Origin of the sequence: Devosia oryziradicis, assembly GCF_016698645.1 — a bacterium.
GTDB lineage: Bacteria > Pseudomonadota > Alphaproteobacteria > Rhizobiales > Devosiaceae > Devosia > Devosia oryziradicis.
Genome location: NZ_CP068047.1, coordinates 2,080,937 through 2,099,861 on the forward strand (window position 1 = coordinate 2,080,937; position 18,925 = coordinate 2,099,861).

Here is an 18,925-nt window from a genome sequence, read left to right on the forward strand (position 1 = left end):
ATTGTTTGGAGCCTGCGTTGAGCGATCACCAGGCGCCGATATGGCTCAGCCAGCGTTCCATTTCGGTGTCGAACTGGCGCCAGGACTGCAGCGCCTCGGCATCGAACGTGTAGATGGCTGCGATGCCGCTTGGCAGATAGACCGTGCGGACGCATTGGGCCTGGCCGCCGACGGAAACCGGGTCCACACATTTGGCGACGAACGGATCGGGCGACAGCGCGTCGTACCAGACGCTTTCGCCCGCATAGCCATTGGTTGAGAGCATCGGCTTGCCAACGAGCCCAGGCACGCCACTCAACGTCTGATCGGCAAACTGATGCAGATAGACGCCGTCGAGCAGCCGAGAACTGGCACGGGCGCGACTGCGTGGCAGCAGGGTGATGTCCATGGGCAGGGGCGTTTCCACACCCTCGGGCGCATAGAGGATGCGCAGGTCGATCTGGTTGGTGAAGCCATTGCGGATCTGCTCGCCATAGCGGAACCAGTGGGTGGGAATGGAAAGCTCCCGCCCCGAAATGGTCTGCGTGATCGGCTCGGAATCGTCCAGCGATGGGGCAGGGACCCGGCTGGTCCGTCCCAACTCGTCGATCAGGTAGGCGGCTCCCACCGCAAGCAACAACACCAGAACGGCAATACCGGCGAGGTTATAGGCCAGCGAGGACTGGCCGGCCTGGCGGGTGGCCGGAGCCGATTGCGAACTCATCTCCAGCATTAACCAGTTTACCCATGGGGACGTGACAGCGCATTGGGCCGGCAATATGCTTAATGAAGGGTTAACATTGACGCCTGGGCGTTGGCGGCGGGGACGGATCTGGATGACCAAGGAATTGCTGACGGCGGCGTTTTGTATTGCCACGGGCCTGTGCGTCGCCGGGGCCGGCACCCATCTCTACCAGTGGCTCGCCAAGCAGCAGGCCATGCTGCGTTATGACGGCAAGACCTTCGTCAATTCGCTGGGCAATCTTGCCATGAGTTTCATATGCGGCCCCTACATCATGCTGCAGATGGGCTGGCGGCAGGATGAGGGCGGCGCGCTCTCGACGACGTCAGCGCTGGTTTCAGCGGTCGTCGCCTTCAGCTGGGCGTTCATCACAGGCCTGCTGTTCCTGGGAATCTATGTGGTGACCCGTTTCTGAGCGACTTTGTCCGCGGTTACAAAACAATGAGGCCAGCTTCGGTTGCGAAGCTGGCCTCATTCATCAGACCCCTATCAGGGATAGGCTTTGGGCGGGGTCCGGAACTCTCGGAGAAGCGATACTGAGACGATGCTGGCCTGTAAACCGCGGGCCTCTGCGCTTCCGGTGCTCACGTACTTAAGTACGCTCCGCTCCGGTTCTCGAGGCCCGCCGTTTTCGGCTCAGCCTCGTCTCAGTCTCACTACTCCGTCGTGTCTCACTGGTGCTAGTTGATGGCGGCGGTGGCGGTGACGACGTCGCGCGTATCGATCATGTCGACCCACTGGCCGGCATTGGCCTGCGACTGGCGCTTGATGAACTTGTAGGGGGTCTGGCTCCACAGATCGACCGAGCCGACCTGGTTGTCGAGGACGAGGTCGCCGCGATCGGTCCGCACCATCAGGACGGCATGGCCTTCGCCATTGGCTTGCTTGACCACGGCCATCAGCAGCGTCGAGGCGGGCCAGCCGGCATTGATCAGTTCACGGCGCTTGGCCAGGGCATAGTCCTCGCAGTCGCCGAAACCGTTTGGATAGGTCCAGAATTCGGCGACCTGATAGAGGTCCTGGTCGGTAACCGGGGTCACGGCCAGGTTCACGCCGGCATTGATCGACAGCAGCTGCTGCCACAGGCCCTCGTTCAGCGACACGAATTCGACGGGGTGAGCATAGGCGCGGCATTCGTCCGGGCGGCTCTTGCAGAACTCGGCGTGGCCCACCGGGATGCTGGTCGTGCCACCGGCCGTCTGCACGAAGGCGACGTTGGTGGTGTCGAGTGCCTGGGTCGGACTGACGGTCGCGGCAAGCGCCATGATGGCGGCCATGAGCGCGGCTCCCAGTCCTTTCTTGTTGGCATGCATTTGTGTGATCTCCCTGATGGAGACCACGCTAAGGCGGGCGGCTTAGGCCGATCCGAAAACTACCACGCAGTTTTTATGCGTGTTTTATCGATCTGATTCCGGCAAAATTTACCATACGCGCCAGGGTCTTGGCGTCGCCGGCTCAGGAGTGGATTCCGGCGAGCACCTGGGCATAGAGAGCATCGTCCTGCCCCGCACCCTGACGGCATTGCTTGGAGCCGATATGGATGACGGCTACCTGGTCCAGGGCCGTCGAGGAATAGACGAAGGACTTTGTTTCCTCGGTTCCCGGTGACATATGCCAGTTCTGGTGGTGCGCAACGATGTTGTGGCCATCCTCGGCGACGGCCAGTGCCGTGACACAAACATAGTCGTCGTCGCGCGGATCGAGGTCGGTCAAAGTCTGTGTCAGGCTGAGTTCGCCCCTGGCCAGGTCAAGCTGGATGGACATGTCCACCCACTGATTGCGCTTCCAGTCCCACTTCTGGTGATAGGCCGGGCATTGCAACACGTCGCCCGTGGGAACGCAGTCGGCAACATGCACCTGCTGCCAGGCGTAGCCATCCCAATCGCCGCGGCCATCGGCGAAGGCGCCATGCGATGAGCCAAAGGAGAGCAGGGTGGCGGCCAAGGTGGCCAGGCTGGAAGCACGGAGCATTGCTGTCATGAAACCATCATAACGCCGTCGAAAGCGCAGGAGAATTCACAAGAGCGCGGGGCGGGCTTGCCCTGACTGCAATCAGTTCATGCGGAGATTTTGCTGGATGACCGTCAACATTTCCTGGGCCGAGGCAAATTCGACGGCGACCCCGTTCTGGAAATGGCGGACGACGCGCGCGCGCATGCGACCCAGGGTGACCGGGGTGCCCATGGCTGGACGCACATCGAGCTCCACGGCGGCGCCGGAGAGCGAGATATCGATGATTTTGCAGTTGTAGCGGCGGCCATCGTCGAGCACGACGGTGGAGTGCCGGATATCGGGCACGACGCGTTCGTGCCGGCGATCCTCGGGCAGGTTGAGGACGTCCTTATTGGCCAGCCAGGTCAGTTGCGCGGCCATCTTGTCGCGCTTGCGCGGCGAAGCGGAGATGTCCATGAGGAAACCGCCCTCGACAGAGGCCTGGACCGTGCCCTCGATGCGGCCGACGAGATCGACATAGGCGATGACTTTCTCGCCCGCCTCACCGGCAACCGGGGCAATGACCAGTGCGTCGCCGGGGGACATTTCGAGGATCTGGCACGGGAATTCGCGACGGTCGGCCAGCATATAGCGGCCGAGCACGGATACTTTCACGCGCTGGAACTTGTTCGGCTCGGCGCGCGTGCGCGACGGGGCGATGAACTGCGGTGAGTTGAGATCGTCGCTGAGCATTCGCCGGACCGTGGACGCTGATGGTTCCACGGCAAGCTAGCGCGTCTTGGTTAACGCAAGGTGTTCTGATCGGCGGCGTTGCGCAGCGGGATACTGCACAAATTGCGCTGCACGCGGTGGCAAATTGCTTACTGACGACCGCCGTCGATGACTGCCAGATGTGCGTAGCGGCGGGCGGTGCGGCCGTAGACAACGGCGGGCATGGCAACAGGGGCTGCAGCCCCGCCAAAACCTCCATCGTTGACCACGCTGGCCGAGACTTCGCGCACCGAATCCTGCATTGCCACGTCATCGGGCCAGATCAGGCGGAGGCCGGTAATGCGCTGCTCGAGGATGGGCTGTACGCCCAGCCAGTACGGCTCGTCCAGGGCCGTCATGGCGCCGAGCAGGCGGGTATGGGTCGAGCCGTTGTGGCGCAGCGGCATCAGGATGGTTTCGAAGGTAACCTTGGTGTGCATGGCCGTGCTGCCCTGGAACGTCACCAGTGCGACAGCATGGTCTTCGGTGACGGCGCGGAGCAGGGTCTCCATCGCGTCATGGTCGCGTTCGTGCCAGAGCGCGGAGAAAGAACGGCCCTTGAGTTCGCGGCAATAGCTGGTGCAGAGATGACTGCCGGCGAGGCGAAAGGAGAACTTTTCGCTCTCATCAAGTTCGAGAATGAAGGTATTGGCAAGGGCGTCGCGGATGCGCGTGGGGTCGATATCCTTGCGGTCGGGAGCGCTGCGCGCGCCACGGATGGAATTCCAGTAGTCGTAAAGCTGCCTGGTGCTCGTCTTCTGCATGATTTCTCTGACCCGCCACGTCCGATCGGGCGCTCCCCCGGGAACGCGACCGCCGCAGGCCGGACATTGGCAAAAGCGTGGGGCAAAAGCGCCCTTAAAGAATAGTTAAGGTTAACGTCCGTTGCCCGATGTGGAAAAGAAGAGCGTAACGGGCGGGGCGCCAGCGAGTCGGAGCAAAGTGATGAGTGAACAAGATCCGACACCCCCAAATCCGCAGCAGCAGGCGCGTGAGCCGATCTTTCTGTTGCCCGGCGACGTGACGGCCATTATCGGGGTCCTGGTGGCCATTCACCTGGCGTCAACCCTGGTGCTTAACCAGGACGGCCAGATGCAACTGGTCTTCTGGTTCGCGTTCCAGCCGCTGCGTATCATTGCGGGACTGGACGACCTGTCGCTGGCGGTGCCGCTCATCTGGACGCCGTTCAGCCACGCCCTGCTGCATGCAGGCTGGGAGCATGTGCTGGTCAACTGCGCCTGGTTCGCCATCTTCGCGACGCCGGTGTCGCGGCGCTATGGGGCCGGGCCGATGATGGCGATCTTCTTCATCTCGGCCGCCGCCGGCGCCGCGCTGTTCGCGGCGACGACGCTCTATTCGGGATCGTACCTGATCGGGGCATCGGGCGGTGTTGCGGGGCTGACGGGAGCGGCGGTGCGCTTCATCTTCCAGCCAGTGATGGTGGCGCAGCATCCCGAGACGGGCGAGCGGATGGTGCTGGGCCGCCGGCTGGCCAGCTTCGCCGACCTCTGGCGCGACAGCCGTGCCCGGTTCTTCGTGTTGATCTGGGTCCTGCTCAACGCGGCGGTGCCGCTGCTGCCGTTGGTGACCGGCACGCAAATGTCGGTCGCCTGGCAATCGCATCTGGGTGGGTTCTTCGCTGGACTGCTCGTCGTCGGCCTGTTCGAGCGGAAGAGCTAGCCAACTAGCCGTAGACTTCGTCCGGATCAAACAGCTTCGGCAGCCCGCGATCTTCCAATCTGGCCTTGCCATCGACCAGCACCGCGCGGCGGTAGAAGCAGCTTTTGCGGCCGGTATGGCAGGCGGCGCCGCGGCCGGTCTGATTGACCACCAGGACGATCGCGTCCTGGTCGCAATCGGTGCGCAGTTCGACCACTTCCTGCAGCTCGCCCGAAGTTTCGCCCTTCTTCCACAGCTTGCCGCGCGAGCGGGACCAGTAGTGGGCGATGCCGGTTTCCAGCGTGAGCGCCAGGGCCTGGGCATTCATATGCGCCAGCATCAGCACTTCGTTGGTGCCGGCCTCGATGGTGACGACGGTCACGAGCCCTGCCGCATCGAAGCGGGGGGCGAAGGCGGTGCCTTCTTCAAGTTCGGCATGGGTGAGCGGTGCGGGATCGGTGAAGAGCTGGGTCATGGCAGGGTTGTAGCGCCCCGGAGGTGCTTGATCCAGACGTTCAGCGCGCGACGGGTACCCAGACCTCGACGAGGCCATGACCGGTTTGGGCATCGTGCTCGGCGCCATAGCGCTCGAAACTGGGGCCGCCGGTGGGGATGAGCGTGCTGGTGGGGAAGTAGTGCGCCCAGATCGAATAGGCCGTGCGGCGCATGGTCGAGATGTGGCCCTCATGGGCAAAGACCGCGTAGCGCTGGGCCGGAATATCGATATAGGCCATGCCTTCGTCCAGGTCGGCGGTAGGCAAGACCTCCACTCCGGCAAGGTAGCCGAAGCTGCAATCGTCCTCGAAATCGGCGACCACGCCATAGGTGGTGGAGCCGACCTGTCCGGGCATGTGGCCGACATAGGGGCTGAAGCGCTGCCAGAGGGCGGGAATGCCCTCGTTGGTGGCAAAGGTATAGCGCTCGCTAAAACCGGCAACGCGCAACGGCGCAGCATCCACGATGCGGGGTTCGGGCAGGGCGGCCAGCAGTGTCTCGTCGATCCGCAACGGCGCGACCAACAGATCGGGATCGGCGATGCCGTGGGCGCGCATCTGCTCGGGGGTCTGGCCAAAATGGTCACGGAAGGCGCGGGTAAAGGCTTCGTGCGAGGCGTAGCCGACATCGAGGGCGACCGAGAGAATATCGGGCGCACCATCGAGCAGCTTTTGTGCGGCCAGGGTCAGCCGGCGGCCCCGCACATAGGTCATGACAGACTGGCCTGTCATGGTGCCGAAGCTGCGCGACAGATGGAAGCGGGACACGCCGCCAATGTTGGCTATGTCGTCCAGGGTAATGTCGTCGGCGAAGCGGGTCTCGATGAACCAGATGGCGCGTTCAATGAATTGCATGGCGACCTCGATGGCAGCCTAGCGCCGGAGACGCTTGATCGCGCTTGCCTCAGCGCTTGATCATGGCGAAGAAGCGGTCCTGTTCCACCCGGTCCTCGGCAAAGACGCCGGTGAAACGGTGGGTGACGGTGGTGGCGCCATGGGCGCGGACGCCGCGCATGGACATGCACATGTGCTCGGCCTCGAGCATGACGGCGGCGCCACGCGGCCCGAGATTCTCGTTGATGGCGTCGATGATCTGCGCCGTCAGGTTTTCCTGCGTCTGTAGGCGGCGGGCGAAGACATCTACCAGCCGCGCCAGCTTGGAGAGGCCGACCACGCCATCATGCGGCAGGTAGGCAATATGCGCCTTGCCGACAAATGGCACCATGTGGTGCTCGCAATGCGAACTGAATGGGATGTCCTTGACCAGGACGATGTCGTCGTAGCCGCCGACTTCCTTGAACGTCTTGGACAGGATCGCCTTTGGATTCTGCGTGTAGCCAGCGAAAAACTCACCAAAGGCGCGGGTGACGCGACCGGGTGTTTCCAGCAGGCCTTCGCGGGTCGGGTCGTCGCCGGCCCAGGCGAGCAAGGTGCGGACGGCTGCCTCGGCCTCTTCCTGTGTCGGGCGGGTGAACGAGGCAACGGCAGTAGTGGCGGTGCCGCCGATCGGCTTGGTGAACGCGTCCATCCAGTTGGCTCCTTCCGCCTGGCCATTCTCACGAGACCATGACGTTTGGGGACCGTCGATTGCGACACAACCCTGACAGCCCGCTTGGGACCTCCTATATAGGAGCCAGTGGCGCCCGTCACAAGAAACAGAATTGTGCGTTTCATGGAACTTAGCGATCTCTATTCCGACAAGATACTGGACCTTGCAGGAAATGCCTGCCAGCCGGGGCGTCTCATCGATCCCGATGCCAGTGCGCGGAAGGTCAGCCGGGTCTGCGGCTCGGTGATCGAGGTGGACGTTGTCGTGCGGGGCGGGGTGATCACCGATTACGGGCACGAGGTTTCGGCCTGCGCGCTGGGGCAGACATCGGCTGCGGTGGTGGCGCGGGAGATCGTGGGCACGCCGGTCAGCGAGTTCCGTCAGTTGCGCGACCAGATGCACTCGATGCTCAAGGACAATGGACGACCGCCCGAAGGCAAATGGAGCGACCTGCGTTTCCTCGAACCGGTGCGGGAATATCGAGCCCGCCACATGTCGACGCTGCTGGTGTTTGATGCGGTGGCTGAGGCGCTCGAAAAAGCCGAGTCGATTGAATCGCTTGCGGCAAAACGCTGATGGATCGATTCATGGCGGTGTTCTGGCGGGTGGTTGACCTGCCGTTCAAATTTGCGGCGGTCCTGCTCATAACCATCTATCGCTATACCCTGTCGGCCTTTGTCGGGCGGACATGCCGGCACCTCCCGACATGCTCGGAATATACGCGCGACGCGATCTGGAAATTCGGGTTCTGGCCGGGCGGCTGGATGGGGCTGGCACGGTTCCAGCGCTGCCGGCCGGGCGGAACGCATGGCTATGACCCGGTGCCAGAGGCGTTGCCTGAGGGCGCGCACTGGTATGTGCCGTGGACTTATGGGCGGTGGCGATAGCCCCTTACGCGATGTCATTCCGGCGAAGGCCGGAATCCAGGCGCGGCGTTGTCCGCTATCCGTTGGTTGCGGATTGCCACGGATATGGATCCGGCCTTCGCCGGGATGACATCGCGCTTTTTGGATGGCTCTGCGGCTGGAATTGACGGCAAACCATGCTAGACAGGCCGCCTCGCAGTGGCCGCGTGCCATGCGCAACCGGGCCATGGTGGCCCCTGGAGACCTAAAATGACGATCAAGGTGACGTTCCCCGACGGTGCAGCTCGCGACTATGCGCGTGGCACCACCGGGACCACCGTGGTCGAAGGCATCTCCAAGAGCCTGGCCAAGAAGACGGTCGCGATGCGCTGGAACGGCGTGTTGTCGGACCTGTCTGACCCGCTGGAAGAAGACGGCAAGATCGAGTTCGTGACGCGCGACAGCGGGTCCAAGGATGTGCTGGAGCTGATCCGGCACGATGCTGCGCACGTGCTTGCCGAGGCGGTGCAGGAGCTGTGGCCCGGTACGCAAGTGACGATCGGTCCGGTCATCGAGAACGGCTTCTATTACGACTTCAAGCGGGACGAGCCGTTCTCGGAAGAGGATTTCCCGGCCATCGAGAAGAAGATGGCCGAAATCATCGACCGCGGCGCGGCCTTCACCAAGGAAGTGTGGACGCGCGACCAGGCCAAGGCCTTCTTCAACGCGCGCGGCGAGAACTTCAAGGTCGAACTGGTCGACGCCATTCCGGCTGACCAGTCGCTCAAGATGTACAAGCAGGGCCAGTGGATCGACCTCTGCCGTGGCCCGCATATGCGCACGGTCAAGGATGTCGGCATGGCGTTCAAGCTGACCAAGGTGGCCGGCGCCTATTGGCGTGGCGACAGCAACAACCCGGTGCTGAGCCGCATCTACGGCACGGCCTTTGCGAGCAAGGAAGAGCTCGACGCCTACCTCCACATGATGGAAGAGGCGGAGAAGCGCGACCATCGCAAGATCGGCCAGGAGATGGACCTCTATCACTTCCAGCCGGAAGCGCAGGGGTCGGTGTTCTGGCACCCCAAGGGCTATGTGTTGTACAACCAGATGGAGGCCTATATCCGCCGCCGTCTGAATGGCTCAGGCTACGTCGAAGTAAAGACGCCTCAACTGATGAGCAGCAAGTTCTGGGAGGCCTCCGGCCACTGGGGCAAATATCGCGAAAACATGTTCGTGGTGCCGGACGAAGTGCCGGGTACTGAGGAAGACGGACCGGTGCTGTCAGGCAAGGGTGATCTGATGGCACTCAAGCCGATGAACTGCCCGGCGCATATCCAGATCTTCAACCAGGGCATCAAAAGCTACCGCGATCTGCCTCTGCGCATGGCGGAATTCGGCTGCTGCCACCGCAACGAGGCGCATGGTGCCCTGCACGGGCTGATGCGCGTTCGGCAGATGACGCAGGACGATGCCCACATCTTCTGCCGCGAAGACCAGATCCAGAGCGAGACCGAACATTTCGTGCATCTGCTCTATTCGGTCTATGGCCACATGGGCTTCGACAATGTCGTCATCAAGCTCGCGACGCGGCCGGAGAAGTTCGGCGGCACCATCGAGCGTTGGGACGCAGCCGAGAAGGCGCTGGGCGATGCCCTGCGCGCGACGGGCTACGACTTCGAGATCGCCGAAGGCGAGGGCGCCTTCTATGCGCCCAAGCTCGAATTCCACCTCAAGGACGCCATTGGGCGCTCCTGGCAGGTGGGCACGCTGCAGCTCGACTATGTGCTGCCGGAACGTCTGGATGCGACCTATGTCGCCGAGGACGGTTCGCGCCAGTACGCGGTGATGCTGCATCGGGCGATCCTGGGTTCGCTCGAACGCTTCATCGGCATGATGATCGAGAATTATGCCGGCAAGATGCCAATGTGGCTGGCCCCGACCCAGGTCGTGGTCGCCACCATCGTGTCGGAAGCGGATGACTATGCGACCAAGCTGGTGAACCAGCTTAAGGCCGCCGGCATCCGGGCCGAACTCGATGTGCGCAACGAGAAGATCAACTACAAGGTGCGCGAGCACTCGGTGGGCAAGGTGCCGCTGATGTTCGTGGTGGGCAAGCGCGAGGCCGAGGAGGGCACCGTTTCGGTGCGTCGCCTTGGCAGCGAAGGCCAGAAGGTCGAGCCGTTCATGGATGCCCTGGTGGCACTGATGGCCGAAGCGACCGCGCCCGATCTCAAGGCGGCAAAGGCAGCCTGATGCCACAGCGGCCATCCAACCGCGAGATCAAGGCCCTAACGCATCTCGGCGAAGAGAATGCGTTGGGGCCCGGCGACTTCAAGGATATCGGCGAAAAGGTCTTCGCCGGCATGCTGAAGAAGGGCTGGGTTGTCGAAGCCGAGGGGTTGCCCGGCAAGTACCGGGCAACCATCAAGGGACTGACGATCCACGAGGGTGAGATCATCTTCGCGGGTCGGTATCGAAACTAAGTGGCGAAGAAGAGACTTGGCGGATACCCCCTCCTAACCTCCCCCTGATAGGGGGAGGAATCTGGCTGGTGGGTTGAGGTTGTGCCTCAAACTGGATCGGTTCCTCCCCCTTTTCAGGGGGAGGTTAGGAGGGGGTATTCTTTCTTCGCGATGGCTGATCCAATCCAGATAACCCGCTCCATAGCCATCGATCCCTCAGAGATCGAGGAGACCTTCGTGCGCGCGTCCGGGCCGGGCGGGCAGAATGTCAACAAGGTTTCGAGCGCGGTGCAATTGCGCTTCGACCTGGCCAATTCTCCGAGCATCCCAGAGGCAATGAAGCGCCGCGTGGCTGTGCTCGCGGGCAAGCGGTTGACCAAGGATGGCGTCATCGTCATCACCGCCAATTCGCATCGCGACCAGCCGATGAACCGCGCCGATGCGCTCGAGCGGCTCGTCGGGCTCCTGGTCGAGGGTTCGCATGTGCCCAAGGCACGGGTGGCGACGCGGCCGACGCTGGCATCCAAGCGCCGGCGGCTGGAGGGCAAATCGATCCGCTCCGAGGTAAAGCGCTTGCGGAGCAGCCCGGCAGATTCCCAATAGGCTGGGGCGGCGGCAGCAGGAGGCCCAGGACGTGAAGATTTTTGTTACCGGGACGGCCGGCTTCATCGGATTTCACCTGGCCCGCCGCCTCCTGGCCGAAGGTCATGCGGTGACGGGTTACGACGGGGTCACCGAATACTATGACCCGGCGTTGAAGCAGGCCCGGTTGGCGCTGCTGACGAAAGAGTCCGGCTTTGTCGAAGTTCGGGCCATGCTGGAGGATGCCGAACGCTTGCACGCGGCGGTGGCGGCGAGCGAAGCCGAGATCGTGGTGCACCTGGCCGCGCAGCCCGGCGTGCGCTACAGCCTCGAACATCCGCAGAGCTATGTGCAGTCGAACGTGGTCGGCACGGCCAACCTGCTTGAGGCCGTGCGTCGCCACCCACCGCGCCACCTTATCTTTGCCTCGACCAGTTCGGTCTATGGCGGCAACAGCAAGCTGCCATTCGCCGAGGCTGACCGGACCGACGCGCCCATCTCCCTCTACGCCGCGACCAAGAAGGCGGGCGAAGCGATGGTGCATTCCTATGCGCATCTGTTCGGGATCGCCTCGACCTGCCTGCGCTTCTTCACGGTCTATGGGCCCTGGGGGCGGCCGGATATGGCAGCGATCAAGTTTGCTCGCGCCATTGTGGAGGGACGGCCGATCGACGTTTACGGGCACGGCGCAATGCGTCGCGACTTCACCTATGTGGATGACCTGGTCACTGTGATTAGGCGGCTCATGGAACTGCCGCCTGAGCGCGGGCGCCCGGTGGAAAATGACAATCTCTCCGCAGTAGCGCCATTTCGCAGCGTCAACATTGCTGGCGGCCGGCCCACAGAGCTGATGGATTTCATCGGGGCGATCGAGCGGGCTGCCGGGAGACCGGCGCAGATCAACCTCCTGCCGATGCAGCCCGGTGACGTCGTGGAAACGGCGTCCGATACGGCTCTCCTGCGCGCCCTGGTGGGCGAGCTTCCGGGGACCAGTGTAGAGGACGGCGTTGGTCGCTTCTTTTCCTGGTTCAAGACCTACTATGGGTATGCGTGAAATGGCGGATAGCAGTCTCAAGTTTGGAACCAGCGGCCTGCGTGGTCTGGCGGCGGAACTGCAGGGCCAGGCCGCACGTCGGTATACGGCGGCCTTCCTGCGCCATGCCGGTGCGGGATCCGGGCGGGTGTTTCTGGGCCAGGATTTTCGGGATTCCAGCCCGGCCATTGCCCGCGATTGTGCGGCCGCGATTGCAGCGGCGGGGCTCGAACCGGTGGACTGCGGCACCATTCCGACGCCGGCGCTGGCGCTGCATGCCATGGCTGCCGGGTGTGCTGCCATCATGGTGACGGGAAGCCACATTCCGGCCGATCGCAATGGGCTCAAGTTCTATTTGCCGAGCGGCGAGATCAGCAAGGCCGACGAGGCCGGCGTAGTGGCCGCCTTACGGGATGATGAGGTGCCCGACCTTAGGGGCAGTGTTGCCAACGAGGCGGAGGCTGCCGCGGAGCGCTATTTTGCCCGCTTCGCCGACCTGTTGCCGGCGGGTGCCTTGACGGGATGGCGCATCGGCGTGTTCGAGCACTCGACGGTCGCCCGCGACCTGCTGGTGCGCATCCTTGTCCATTTTGGCGCCGATGTCGTCGGGCTTGACCGGCGGGATGGCTTTGTGGCCGTGGACACAGAAGCCTTCGGCGATGCCATATTTGCGCCGATGGCGGGCTGGGTCACGCAGCACAAGCTGGATGCGATCGTGTCGGCCGACGGGGATGGCGATCGCCCGCTGCTGATGGACCGGAATGGCGATTTCGTTCGTGGGGACGTGCTGGGCCTGCTAGCGGCGCAGAGCCTGGGCGCGGATAGCGTGGTAACGCCGGTCACCTCGAACTCGGCGATCGAACGGACCGGGTTTTTCCGCAACGTGGTGCGGACCAGGGTCGGCTCACCCTATGTGGTTGAGGCAATGGCGGGGGCCAGCGGGGCGGTTGTCGGCTTCGAGGCCAATGGCGGCACATTCGTCGGCGAGGGCGTGCGGGTTGGTGGGCAGGCGCTGCCACCGCTGGCAACGCGGGATGCGGTGCTGCCGATTCTCTGCGTGCTGGGTCTGGCGGCGCAGCAGGGCAAGGCTGTCGACGAGCTTGTTGCGTCCCTGCCGCTGCAATACGCCCTCGCTGATCGGCTACAGAATGTGCCGAGCGAAAGGAGCGCGGATTTCCTCGACCGGCTCCGCGAGGACGAAGACTACGCGCGGCGGCTGTTTGCGCCGCATGGCATTGCCAGCCTGTCGGACATCGATGGTCTGCAATTTCGCACTGCGTCCGGCGACATGGTGCATTTCCGGGCATCCGGCAACGCGCCGGAATTGCGCTGCTATGTCGAGGGCAGCACGCCCGCGATTGCCCGGGAATTGCTGGCCTGGGGCATGAACGTCGCGGCGAAAGAGGTCAGCTAGCACCGGCGCCGAGCCGACAAAGCCGGCACGAAGAAAGGGCCGCTGGGGAGCGGCCCTTTGTTGTTACTTCGCAGTGGCGTCGATGTTGACCTTGCCGATGAGGACCGTGGGGTCCTGCTCGGCGGCCATGAAGTCCATCATGCCCAGGCCCGGCGGTTCCTTGGCCGTCATTTCGATGGTCAGGTACTTCGCCTTGCCGCTGACGAAGGCATTGAGTGCGGCACCGACCTTCTGGGCTTCTGCCGCGCCAGCCAGGAGGCCGACCATTGTGCCCTCGGCGAGGCCGGCAAAGACCGGCCGCATCGTGGCGGGATCGGAGCCCTGTTCGGCCGCGACGCTGGCGAGGATGATGTCCGAGAGACCATCATCGGTCACGTCGAGCTTGAGCTGGCTGATGGCTACGCCCATGCTGGCCATCAGCGCCACCTCCTCATCGAGGCCGAAGATTTCCTTGGTCGCATTGGCAATGGTGCCTGCCAGCTTGATGGTCGCCAGGTTCGCGCCGGTGACCGACACTTCGTCGACGGAAATTGTCTCGTCGGCCTCATTCCAGGAGGCGTCGATAGTGAAGCCGGCATCGATGTTGGTGACGCCCAAGGCAATCAGCTGCTGAAGTTGCGGATCGTCGCTGTTCTCCGGCAGGTCGACGAGGATGTTGCTGGCAGAGGTGAGGATGTCGGTCGGGATGCCGTTGAGATAGTCGCCCAGCGTCAGGTCAAATGAGCCGACGCTGGCCTTGATGCGCTCTCCTTCGGCCTCCGGATCGGGCACGTCCACAGCCACATCGCTGAAGGAGAAGCCGGCAAAGGCCGGTATGAGGGCGCGGGCATTTTCAGTAAGCCAGGCTTCGTCGATCGCTTCGGGAGCGCCTTCGATGGCGGCGATCGGTGCCGAAAGGTCCATCTCCTTGAAGGTCATGTTGCCCACCTGAACCGAGCCGTCGCCGTCGACTTCGATATCGAGGCCATCAAGCGAGATGGAGGGGTAGATGCCGGGCCGCATGCCTTCCATCGACATGCCGGCCACCGAGAATGTCACGTTGCTGCCCTCGTCATCGACGCCCGAGCAGTCGAAGCCGCCGAATTTGGCCGGCGAGGACTCAAAGGCGGTAAAGAGATCCACATACATGCGCAGCGCCTTGCCCAGCACTTCGGGAGAGGGCTGCTCGTCCTCCGCCGCTTCCAGTTGCTCAGCCAGGGCCATGATCTCGGCAAAGGAGTATTTGAACGGTCGCGCCTTGAACTGGGCGGCCGTCACCGCGCCCATGGTGCAGCTCACCTCGGGCGCCTCGAAGGTGCCACCCTCGAAGTTGAAGTCGGTGTAGATGGTTTGCAATTCGGTCTGGCCATTGTCCACCAGGCCGTACATGCCCAGCACACCGCCGATATTGAGGCTGGAGGCGGAGAGAGCGCCGAAGTCGGCGCTGCCGTTGTCGCCGGCATCGGCGGTCATTCCAGCCATGGTGACAGTGGCGGCAACGCCGTCGGTGACGTCGGTCAAGACCAGGTCGTTAAAGGTCACGGTCGCCTCGGTGACCTCGCCGTCGACGGTGGTTTTGGTAGCCATCGTGATTTCGGGGATGGTGATGCTGGTCGCGGTCAGGCCGGCCAGCGCCTCGGCATTGTCGACCACGTTGCCGCTGAAGATGGAGCGCAGCGTTTCGTCATCGACATTGGAGTCGACGGCCTCGATGGTGGGGATGTCGACGTTGACTTCGGAGGTGAGTGCGGTGGTTTCGGCCGCTGGCGCGCCCTTGTTCTTGACCTTCTGCGCCCAGGCTGGCGCTGCCGGCAGGGCGACGCTCATGAGGCAGGCGGTGGCGATAATGCCCAGGCGCTGCCGGGTCGTGGTTTTGAACGGCGTCATCGTGTTCTCCCGCTTTGACGTGGCGGCAATCTGCGGCATCGCAAGCCATGCTTCAATAGGCAAACGCGCCAAGCGATCACGCTTGTCAGCCGGGGCGGCGCAAGCAATATTGCCGAGCGATCATTCCAGCCGAGGGCCGAGATATTGTGTGGTTTGCCAGCCTAGCCAGGTGCCTGCCGTCGCTAGCCATTGTCTTGATGCTTGGGCAGGGTGCCTTTGCCCAGGGGGCGGCGACGAGCGCAGCCAAGCTGGGTGCACCGGCCGTCGGCGCACCATCGCGGCCGCAGCCTGACCCCGGCACCCTCTTCAATTATGCCAATGCGGTGGGCAAGACCCAGCAGTTTGCCATTGTTGGCAGCACAGAGGGCACCATCTGGGGCGATGGAGTTTACACCAGCGACTCCGTGCTTTCGGTTGCCGCTGTCCATGCCGGGCTGCTTGCGCCGGGCGAGAGCGGCGTGGTTACGGTCGAGATGCTCGAAGGACCGGCGTCCTACGAAGGGACCGACCGCAACGGCGTTGTCAGCCGCAGTTATGGCGAGTGGGACGTCGCCTATCGCTTTACGGGAGTCGCGGAGGTTAGTGGTGGTGTGGTACTGGCCGACCCGGGCGACCTGTCCGGCTATCGTGGTCAGGACGGGGCCATTCTGACTTTTGATGTCACTGGAGACGCAAGCGGCGCCGTATGGGGCGACGAGATCTATACCGACGATTCCAGGCTTGCCGCCGCTGCAGTTCATGCCGGGATACTGCAGCCCGGTCAGACGGGGCTGGTCCGCGTCGAGATCCTGCCCGGGCGGGAGCAGTACGATGGCAGCGAGCAGAACGGGGTCGTCTCCGGCTCCTACGCCGCCTGGGGCGGAAGCTTCCGTATCCTGCCGCTGGACCTCAAGACATCCAGCAAACTTTCCAACCTAGGTCAGTAGACAGTCGTCAGCACTTCGATTTCGCGCGGTGAGCCGGGTTGGACCTGGAACTCCCGGCTGAACACCTTTTCACCCTGCTTGGCGAGGACGAGATATTCGCCCTCGGCCAGGACGGTGGATGGGAAGGCGCCGAGCTCCGAGAAGATCGTGGCGCCATCGGCGGTCTTTACGGTCCATTCGACGTCGGCGATGGCCTCGCCGCCCGTTTCGGACACCAGTTTGAAGCCGACCTGGCTGGCGTGGTGGTAGAGCGTGGCATCGGTCAACTGACCCGCCTCGACGCGAAGGTCGGCGCGCACCACTGCGTTCACCGAGCCGAAATAAGACACGATGTGGTAGGTGCCGGCATTGAGCGTAACGATGTCGTTGGGCGCCAGGCCCTCGGCAACCATGGCGCGGTCGTTTTCCTCGCCCGCAGTGAAGATGTCGAACTTCAGCAGGCCGACGGGAATGGGAATATCACCCGTCACCGCCGAATTGAGGCGGAGGGCGCCGGCTTCCAGGATGAAGGCTTTTTCATTAGGGCCGGGCACGACAGATAGCGGTTCGCTGGTCTGCGCCCGGCCATAGGCGACGTGCACGACATATTCGCCGGGGGGCAACTCGACTGTGGGCGTGCCCAGTTCGGATTTTGCCACCAGAGCCAGTTCGCCGCTTGCATCGGGTACCGTATCGAAAATGCGCCAGACCAGGCCGTCGGGGATCGGCGCGCCCTCCTGGGTAATGCGCGCACTCAGCGTTACCGGTTGCGGCGCTGCGGTCAGGGCGGTGATGGCATCCGTTGCAGGGGTGGCCGGCAAGGGCACTGCGGGCGAGGCAGGCGTCGGCGGCAGGCTATCGGGATCAGGGCGCGGGCGCGGCATGGGCGGCATTTCGGCCGCAGCCTCCTGCGCCATGACAAAAGTGGCTGCTGGAGACAATGCGGGAACCACCACGGCCAGCACAAGCAGCAGGGCAAGTATTGGTCGCAAACGCATCGGGTCTCCCGGCCGCCATGTCCCGCGGACTGAATCAGTGCGCCTTGGTATGGCGCGATTAGGGAAAAGCTGTGTCACAGTGCTGGCGGGATGAAAACACCGATCTAGGCCACCCCTTCGATTTGTTCGCCCTTCTGGCGCCATCTCTCGCTTCGCGCTAGAGGTCGGCGCCCAAGGAGTCCTGCCCATGTCTGCCAATGCCGCCCTGCGCGACTATCTGCTTTCCCGCCGCTCGGTCGGCATCGCGTTCCTGAAGGAGCCTGGGCCGGATGCTACCGAACTCGAGCAGATATTGACCATTGCCACCCGCGTTCCCGACCATGGCAAGATCACGCCGTGGCGGCTAGTGCTGATCGAGGGTGAGGCCCGGCAACAGGCGGGCGAGCGGCTGGCACAGATTGCGGCCCGCAACAATCCTCAGATGGACGCAGCGAGCCTCGACATCGAGCGGCAGCGCTTTCTGCCGGCGCCGCTGACAATCGGGGTGATTTCTGCGCCCCAGCAGCATCCGAAGGTGCCCGAGTTCGAGCAGTTGCTGTCAGCGGGCAATGTCGCGTTCAACCTGCTCCACGCGGCCCATGCGCTGGGCTATGCAGCCTCGTGGGTGACGCGGTGGTATGCCTTCGATGCCGAGGCTGCCGCAATGCTCGGCGCGCGGTCCGGCGAGCGGTTCGTGGGTTTCGTGCATATCGGCACGCCGACAGCCACGATGGAAGACAGGCCGCGGCCGGCGCTTGCCGATGTCGTGACCCGCTGGGTGGCGCCGTCTTAACGTCTTGGTTGCATTGGTTAACAGACTGTTAGCGTTTGGCGGGCATTCTAGGCGCGTCTGCCAATCTGCGAGTCGATCCGTCCATGGGCGTCCAGCCAATTTCAGTGCCCCAAAGCCTGGCCTATGTGCTGACGGCGGCCGGTGACCGGAATGGGGTGGATTTCGACTACCTGCTGCAGACGGCCATGCGGGAAAGCAGTCTCAATCCCCAGGCCAAGGCGCAGACCTCGTCGGCGGTGGGGCTGTTCCAGTTCCTTGAAAGCACCTGGCTGCAGGTGATGAAGGAAGAGGGGCCGCGCCTGGGCTATGGCGACATCGCCAGCAATATCGAACGGTCCTCGGATGGCGATTATTTCGTGCGCGACGCGGCGAAAAAGGCCGAGATCCTCAAGTTGCGCGAGGACCCGCAGATCGCGGCGGACCTGGCGGCGGCCTTCACCAAGAGCAATGGCGACTATCTGAGCCAGCGGTTTGGCCGCATGCCCAGCGCTGGCGAGCTCTACATCGCCCACTTCCTCGGCGCCCAGGGGGCCGAGCGCATGTTTACCGCCGGTCTCCAGGATCCCGACCAGATCGCCGCCGATCTGTTCCCCAAGCAGGCTGCGGCGAATCGGGCGATCTTTTATTCCGGCGGACAGGCCAGGACGATCCGCGAAGTCTATCGCGTGCTGGTGTCCAAGCACGAGGCGGGTGACACCAACGCTCCATTTGCCGTGCAGCAAATGGCCAACCAGCCCGCCGTGCCGGAACTGCCGGTCGTGCCGTCCCGGTTCTCGCCGGACAACATGTCATTTACCGGCCTGTTCAAAAACGAGGTTGAGGATGCAACTGCGTCAGGAAGCGAAGCGGGCAGTGGTGCCTTCTTCACGCAACTTTACGCGCCCTAATGCCGTTTCTCCTGACAATCCCCTTACACGAGCAA

At 63.3% G+C, this 18,925-nt stretch carries 22 protein-coding genes; 12 read left to right on the top strand and 10 right to left on the bottom strand.

What is annotated here, in order from left to right:
• Window positions 1-25: 25 nt before the first annotated feature.
• Window positions 26-703, bottom strand: a complete 678-nt coding sequence (locus tag JI749_RS10370; protein WP_201653142.1) for a hypothetical protein — start codon at window positions 701-703, stop codon at window positions 26-28.
• A gap of 112 nt (window positions 704-815) precedes the next feature.
• Here JI749_RS10370 and JI749_RS10375 point away from each other — a divergent pair, with 112 nt between their 5' ends.
• Window positions 816-1,136, top strand: a complete 321-nt coding sequence (locus tag JI749_RS10375) for a DUF6949 family protein (RefSeq protein ID WP_201653145.1) — start codon at window positions 816-818, stop codon at window positions 1,134-1,136.
• 265 nt (window positions 1,137-1,401) lie between these two features.
• Here JI749_RS10375 and JI749_RS10380 read toward each other — a convergent pair whose 3' ends face one another.
• From JI749_RS10380 to JI749_RS10395, 4 genes are all read right to left on the bottom strand, one after another.
• Window positions 1,402-2,034 carry a transglutaminase-like cysteine peptidase gene (locus JI749_RS10380; protein WP_233280730.1) on the bottom strand — a complete coding sequence of 211 codons (633 nt, stop codon included), beginning with the start codon at window positions 2,032-2,034 and terminating at the stop codon, window positions 1,402-1,404.
• 142 nt (window positions 2,035-2,176) lie between these two features.
• Window positions 2,177-2,701 (bottom strand): hypothetical protein, encoded by a 525-nt coding sequence (locus JI749_RS10385; protein WP_201653148.1) that lies wholly within the window; start codon window positions 2,699-2,701, stop codon window positions 2,177-2,179.
• 72 nt (window positions 2,702-2,773) lie between these two features.
• Complete coding sequence (locus JI749_RS10390; RefSeq protein WP_201653151.1) at window positions 2,774-3,406, bottom strand: PilZ domain-containing protein; 633 nt, start codon at window positions 3,404-3,406, stop codon at window positions 2,774-2,776.
• A 128-nt stretch (window positions 3,407-3,534) separates the two neighbouring features.
• Complete coding sequence (locus JI749_RS10395; RefSeq protein ID WP_201653154.1) at window positions 3,535-4,188, bottom strand: PAS domain-containing protein; 654 nt, start codon at window positions 4,186-4,188, stop codon at window positions 3,535-3,537.
• 181 nt (window positions 4,189-4,369) lie between these two features.
• Between JI749_RS10395 and JI749_RS10400 the strand changes: the two genes are divergently transcribed.
• A complete protein-coding gene (locus JI749_RS10400; RefSeq protein ID WP_201653157.1) occupies window positions 4,370-5,104 on the top strand; it encodes a rhomboid family intramembrane serine protease in 735 nt (244 codons plus the stop codon).
• A 4-nt stretch (window positions 5,105-5,108) separates the two neighbouring features.
• Here the strand turns inward: JI749_RS10400 and hisI are convergent, their stop codons facing one another.
• Genes hisI through folE form a run of 3 tightly spaced genes read right to left on the bottom strand, consistent with a single transcriptional unit; the run spans window position 5,109 to window position 7,105 of the window.
• Entirely contained in the window at window positions 5,109-5,558 is a 450-nt protein-coding gene (gene hisI / locus JI749_RS10405; protein ID WP_201653160.1) for a phosphoribosyl-AMP cyclohydrolase, read from the bottom strand.
• A gap of 40 nt (window positions 5,559-5,598) precedes the next feature.
• Entirely contained in the window at window positions 5,599-6,432 is an 834-nt protein-coding gene (locus JI749_RS10410) for an AraC family transcriptional regulator (RefSeq protein WP_201653164.1), read from the bottom strand.
• 49 nt (window positions 6,433-6,481) lie between these two features.
• Window positions 6,482-7,105 carry a GTP cyclohydrolase I FolE gene (folE, locus tag JI749_RS10415; protein WP_201653167.1) on the bottom strand — a complete coding sequence of 208 codons (624 nt, stop codon included), beginning with the start codon at window positions 7,103-7,105 and terminating at the stop codon, window positions 6,482-6,484.
• A 144-nt stretch (window positions 7,106-7,249) separates the two neighbouring features.
• On the opposite strand from folE, the gene JI749_RS10420 reads away from it, so the two are divergent.
• From JI749_RS10420 to JI749_RS10450, 7 genes are all read left to right on the top strand, one after another.
• Window positions 7,250-7,702 (top strand): iron-sulfur cluster assembly scaffold protein, encoded by a 453-nt coding sequence (locus tag JI749_RS10420; RefSeq protein ID WP_201653170.1) that lies wholly within the window; start codon window positions 7,250-7,252, stop codon window positions 7,700-7,702.
• 11 nt (window positions 7,703-7,713) lie between these two features.
• Entirely contained in the window at window positions 7,714-8,013 is a 300-nt protein-coding gene (gene yidD / locus JI749_RS10425) for a membrane protein insertion efficiency factor YidD (RefSeq protein WP_325166736.1), read from the top strand.
• 228 nt (window positions 8,014-8,241) lie between these two features.
• Window positions 8,242-10,224 carry a threonine--tRNA ligase gene (gene thrS / locus JI749_RS10430; RefSeq protein ID WP_201653176.1) on the top strand — a complete coding sequence of 661 codons (1,983 nt, stop codon included), beginning with the start codon at window positions 8,242-8,244 and terminating at the stop codon, window positions 10,222-10,224.
• The gene (locus JI749_RS10435; protein WP_092181092.1) at window positions 10,224-10,454 is read left to right on the top strand and encodes a hypothetical protein; all 231 of its coding nucleotides are present in this window, start codon (window positions 10,224-10,226) and stop codon (window positions 10,452-10,454) included. The genes thrS and JI749_RS10435 overlap by 1 nt, the downstream gene beginning before the upstream one ends.
• Window positions 10,455-10,604: 150 nt before the next feature.
• The gene (gene arfB / locus JI749_RS10440) at window positions 10,605-11,036 is read left to right on the top strand and encodes an alternative ribosome rescue aminoacyl-tRNA hydrolase ArfB (protein ID WP_201653180.1); all 432 of its coding nucleotides are present in this window, start codon (window positions 10,605-10,607) and stop codon (window positions 11,034-11,036) included.
• Window positions 11,037-11,067: 31 nt separating this feature from the next.
• Window positions 11,068-12,069, top strand: coding sequence for an NAD-dependent epimerase/dehydratase family protein (locus JI749_RS10445; protein ID WP_201653183.1), 1,002 nt, complete (start codon window positions 11,068-11,070; stop codon window positions 12,067-12,069).
• A 1-nt stretch (window position 12,070) separates the two neighbouring features.
• On the top strand, window positions 12,071-13,462 hold the full coding sequence (locus JI749_RS10450; RefSeq protein WP_201653186.1) for a phosphohexomutase domain-containing protein: 1,392 nt from the start codon (window positions 12,071-12,073) through the stop codon (window positions 13,460-13,462).
• 63 nt (window positions 13,463-13,525) lie between these two features.
• Here the strand turns inward: JI749_RS10450 and JI749_RS10455 are convergent, their stop codons facing one another.
• Window positions 13,526-15,328 (bottom strand): hypothetical protein, encoded by a 1,803-nt coding sequence (locus JI749_RS10455; protein WP_201653189.1) that lies wholly within the window; start codon window positions 15,326-15,328, stop codon window positions 13,526-13,528.
• 197 nt (window positions 15,329-15,525) lie between these two features.
• Here JI749_RS10455 and JI749_RS10460 point away from each other — a divergent pair, with 197 nt between their 5' ends.
• Window positions 15,526-16,254 carry an LCCL domain-containing protein gene (locus JI749_RS10460; protein WP_201653192.1) on the top strand — a complete coding sequence of 243 codons (729 nt, stop codon included), beginning with the start codon at window positions 15,526-15,528 and terminating at the stop codon, window positions 16,252-16,254.
• On the opposite strand, the gene JI749_RS10465 is transcribed toward JI749_RS10460, so the two are convergent.
• Entirely contained in the window at window positions 16,248-17,231 is a 984-nt protein-coding gene (locus JI749_RS10465) for a hypothetical protein (protein WP_201653195.1), read from the bottom strand. The two genes, JI749_RS10460 and JI749_RS10465, sit on opposite strands and share 7 nt — an antisense overlap.
• A gap of 187 nt (window positions 17,232-17,418) precedes the next feature.
• On the opposite strand from JI749_RS10465, the gene JI749_RS10470 reads away from it, so the two are divergent.
• A complete protein-coding gene (locus tag JI749_RS10470; protein WP_201653198.1) occupies window positions 17,419-18,003 on the top strand; it encodes a nitroreductase family protein in 585 nt (194 codons plus the stop codon).
• An 83-nt stretch (window positions 18,004-18,086) separates the two neighbouring features.
• A complete protein-coding gene (locus JI749_RS10475) occupies window positions 18,087-18,890 on the top strand; it encodes a transglycosylase SLT domain-containing protein (RefSeq protein ID WP_201653201.1) in 804 nt (267 codons plus the stop codon).
• The last annotated feature ends 35 nt before the right edge of the window (window positions 18,891-18,925 follow it).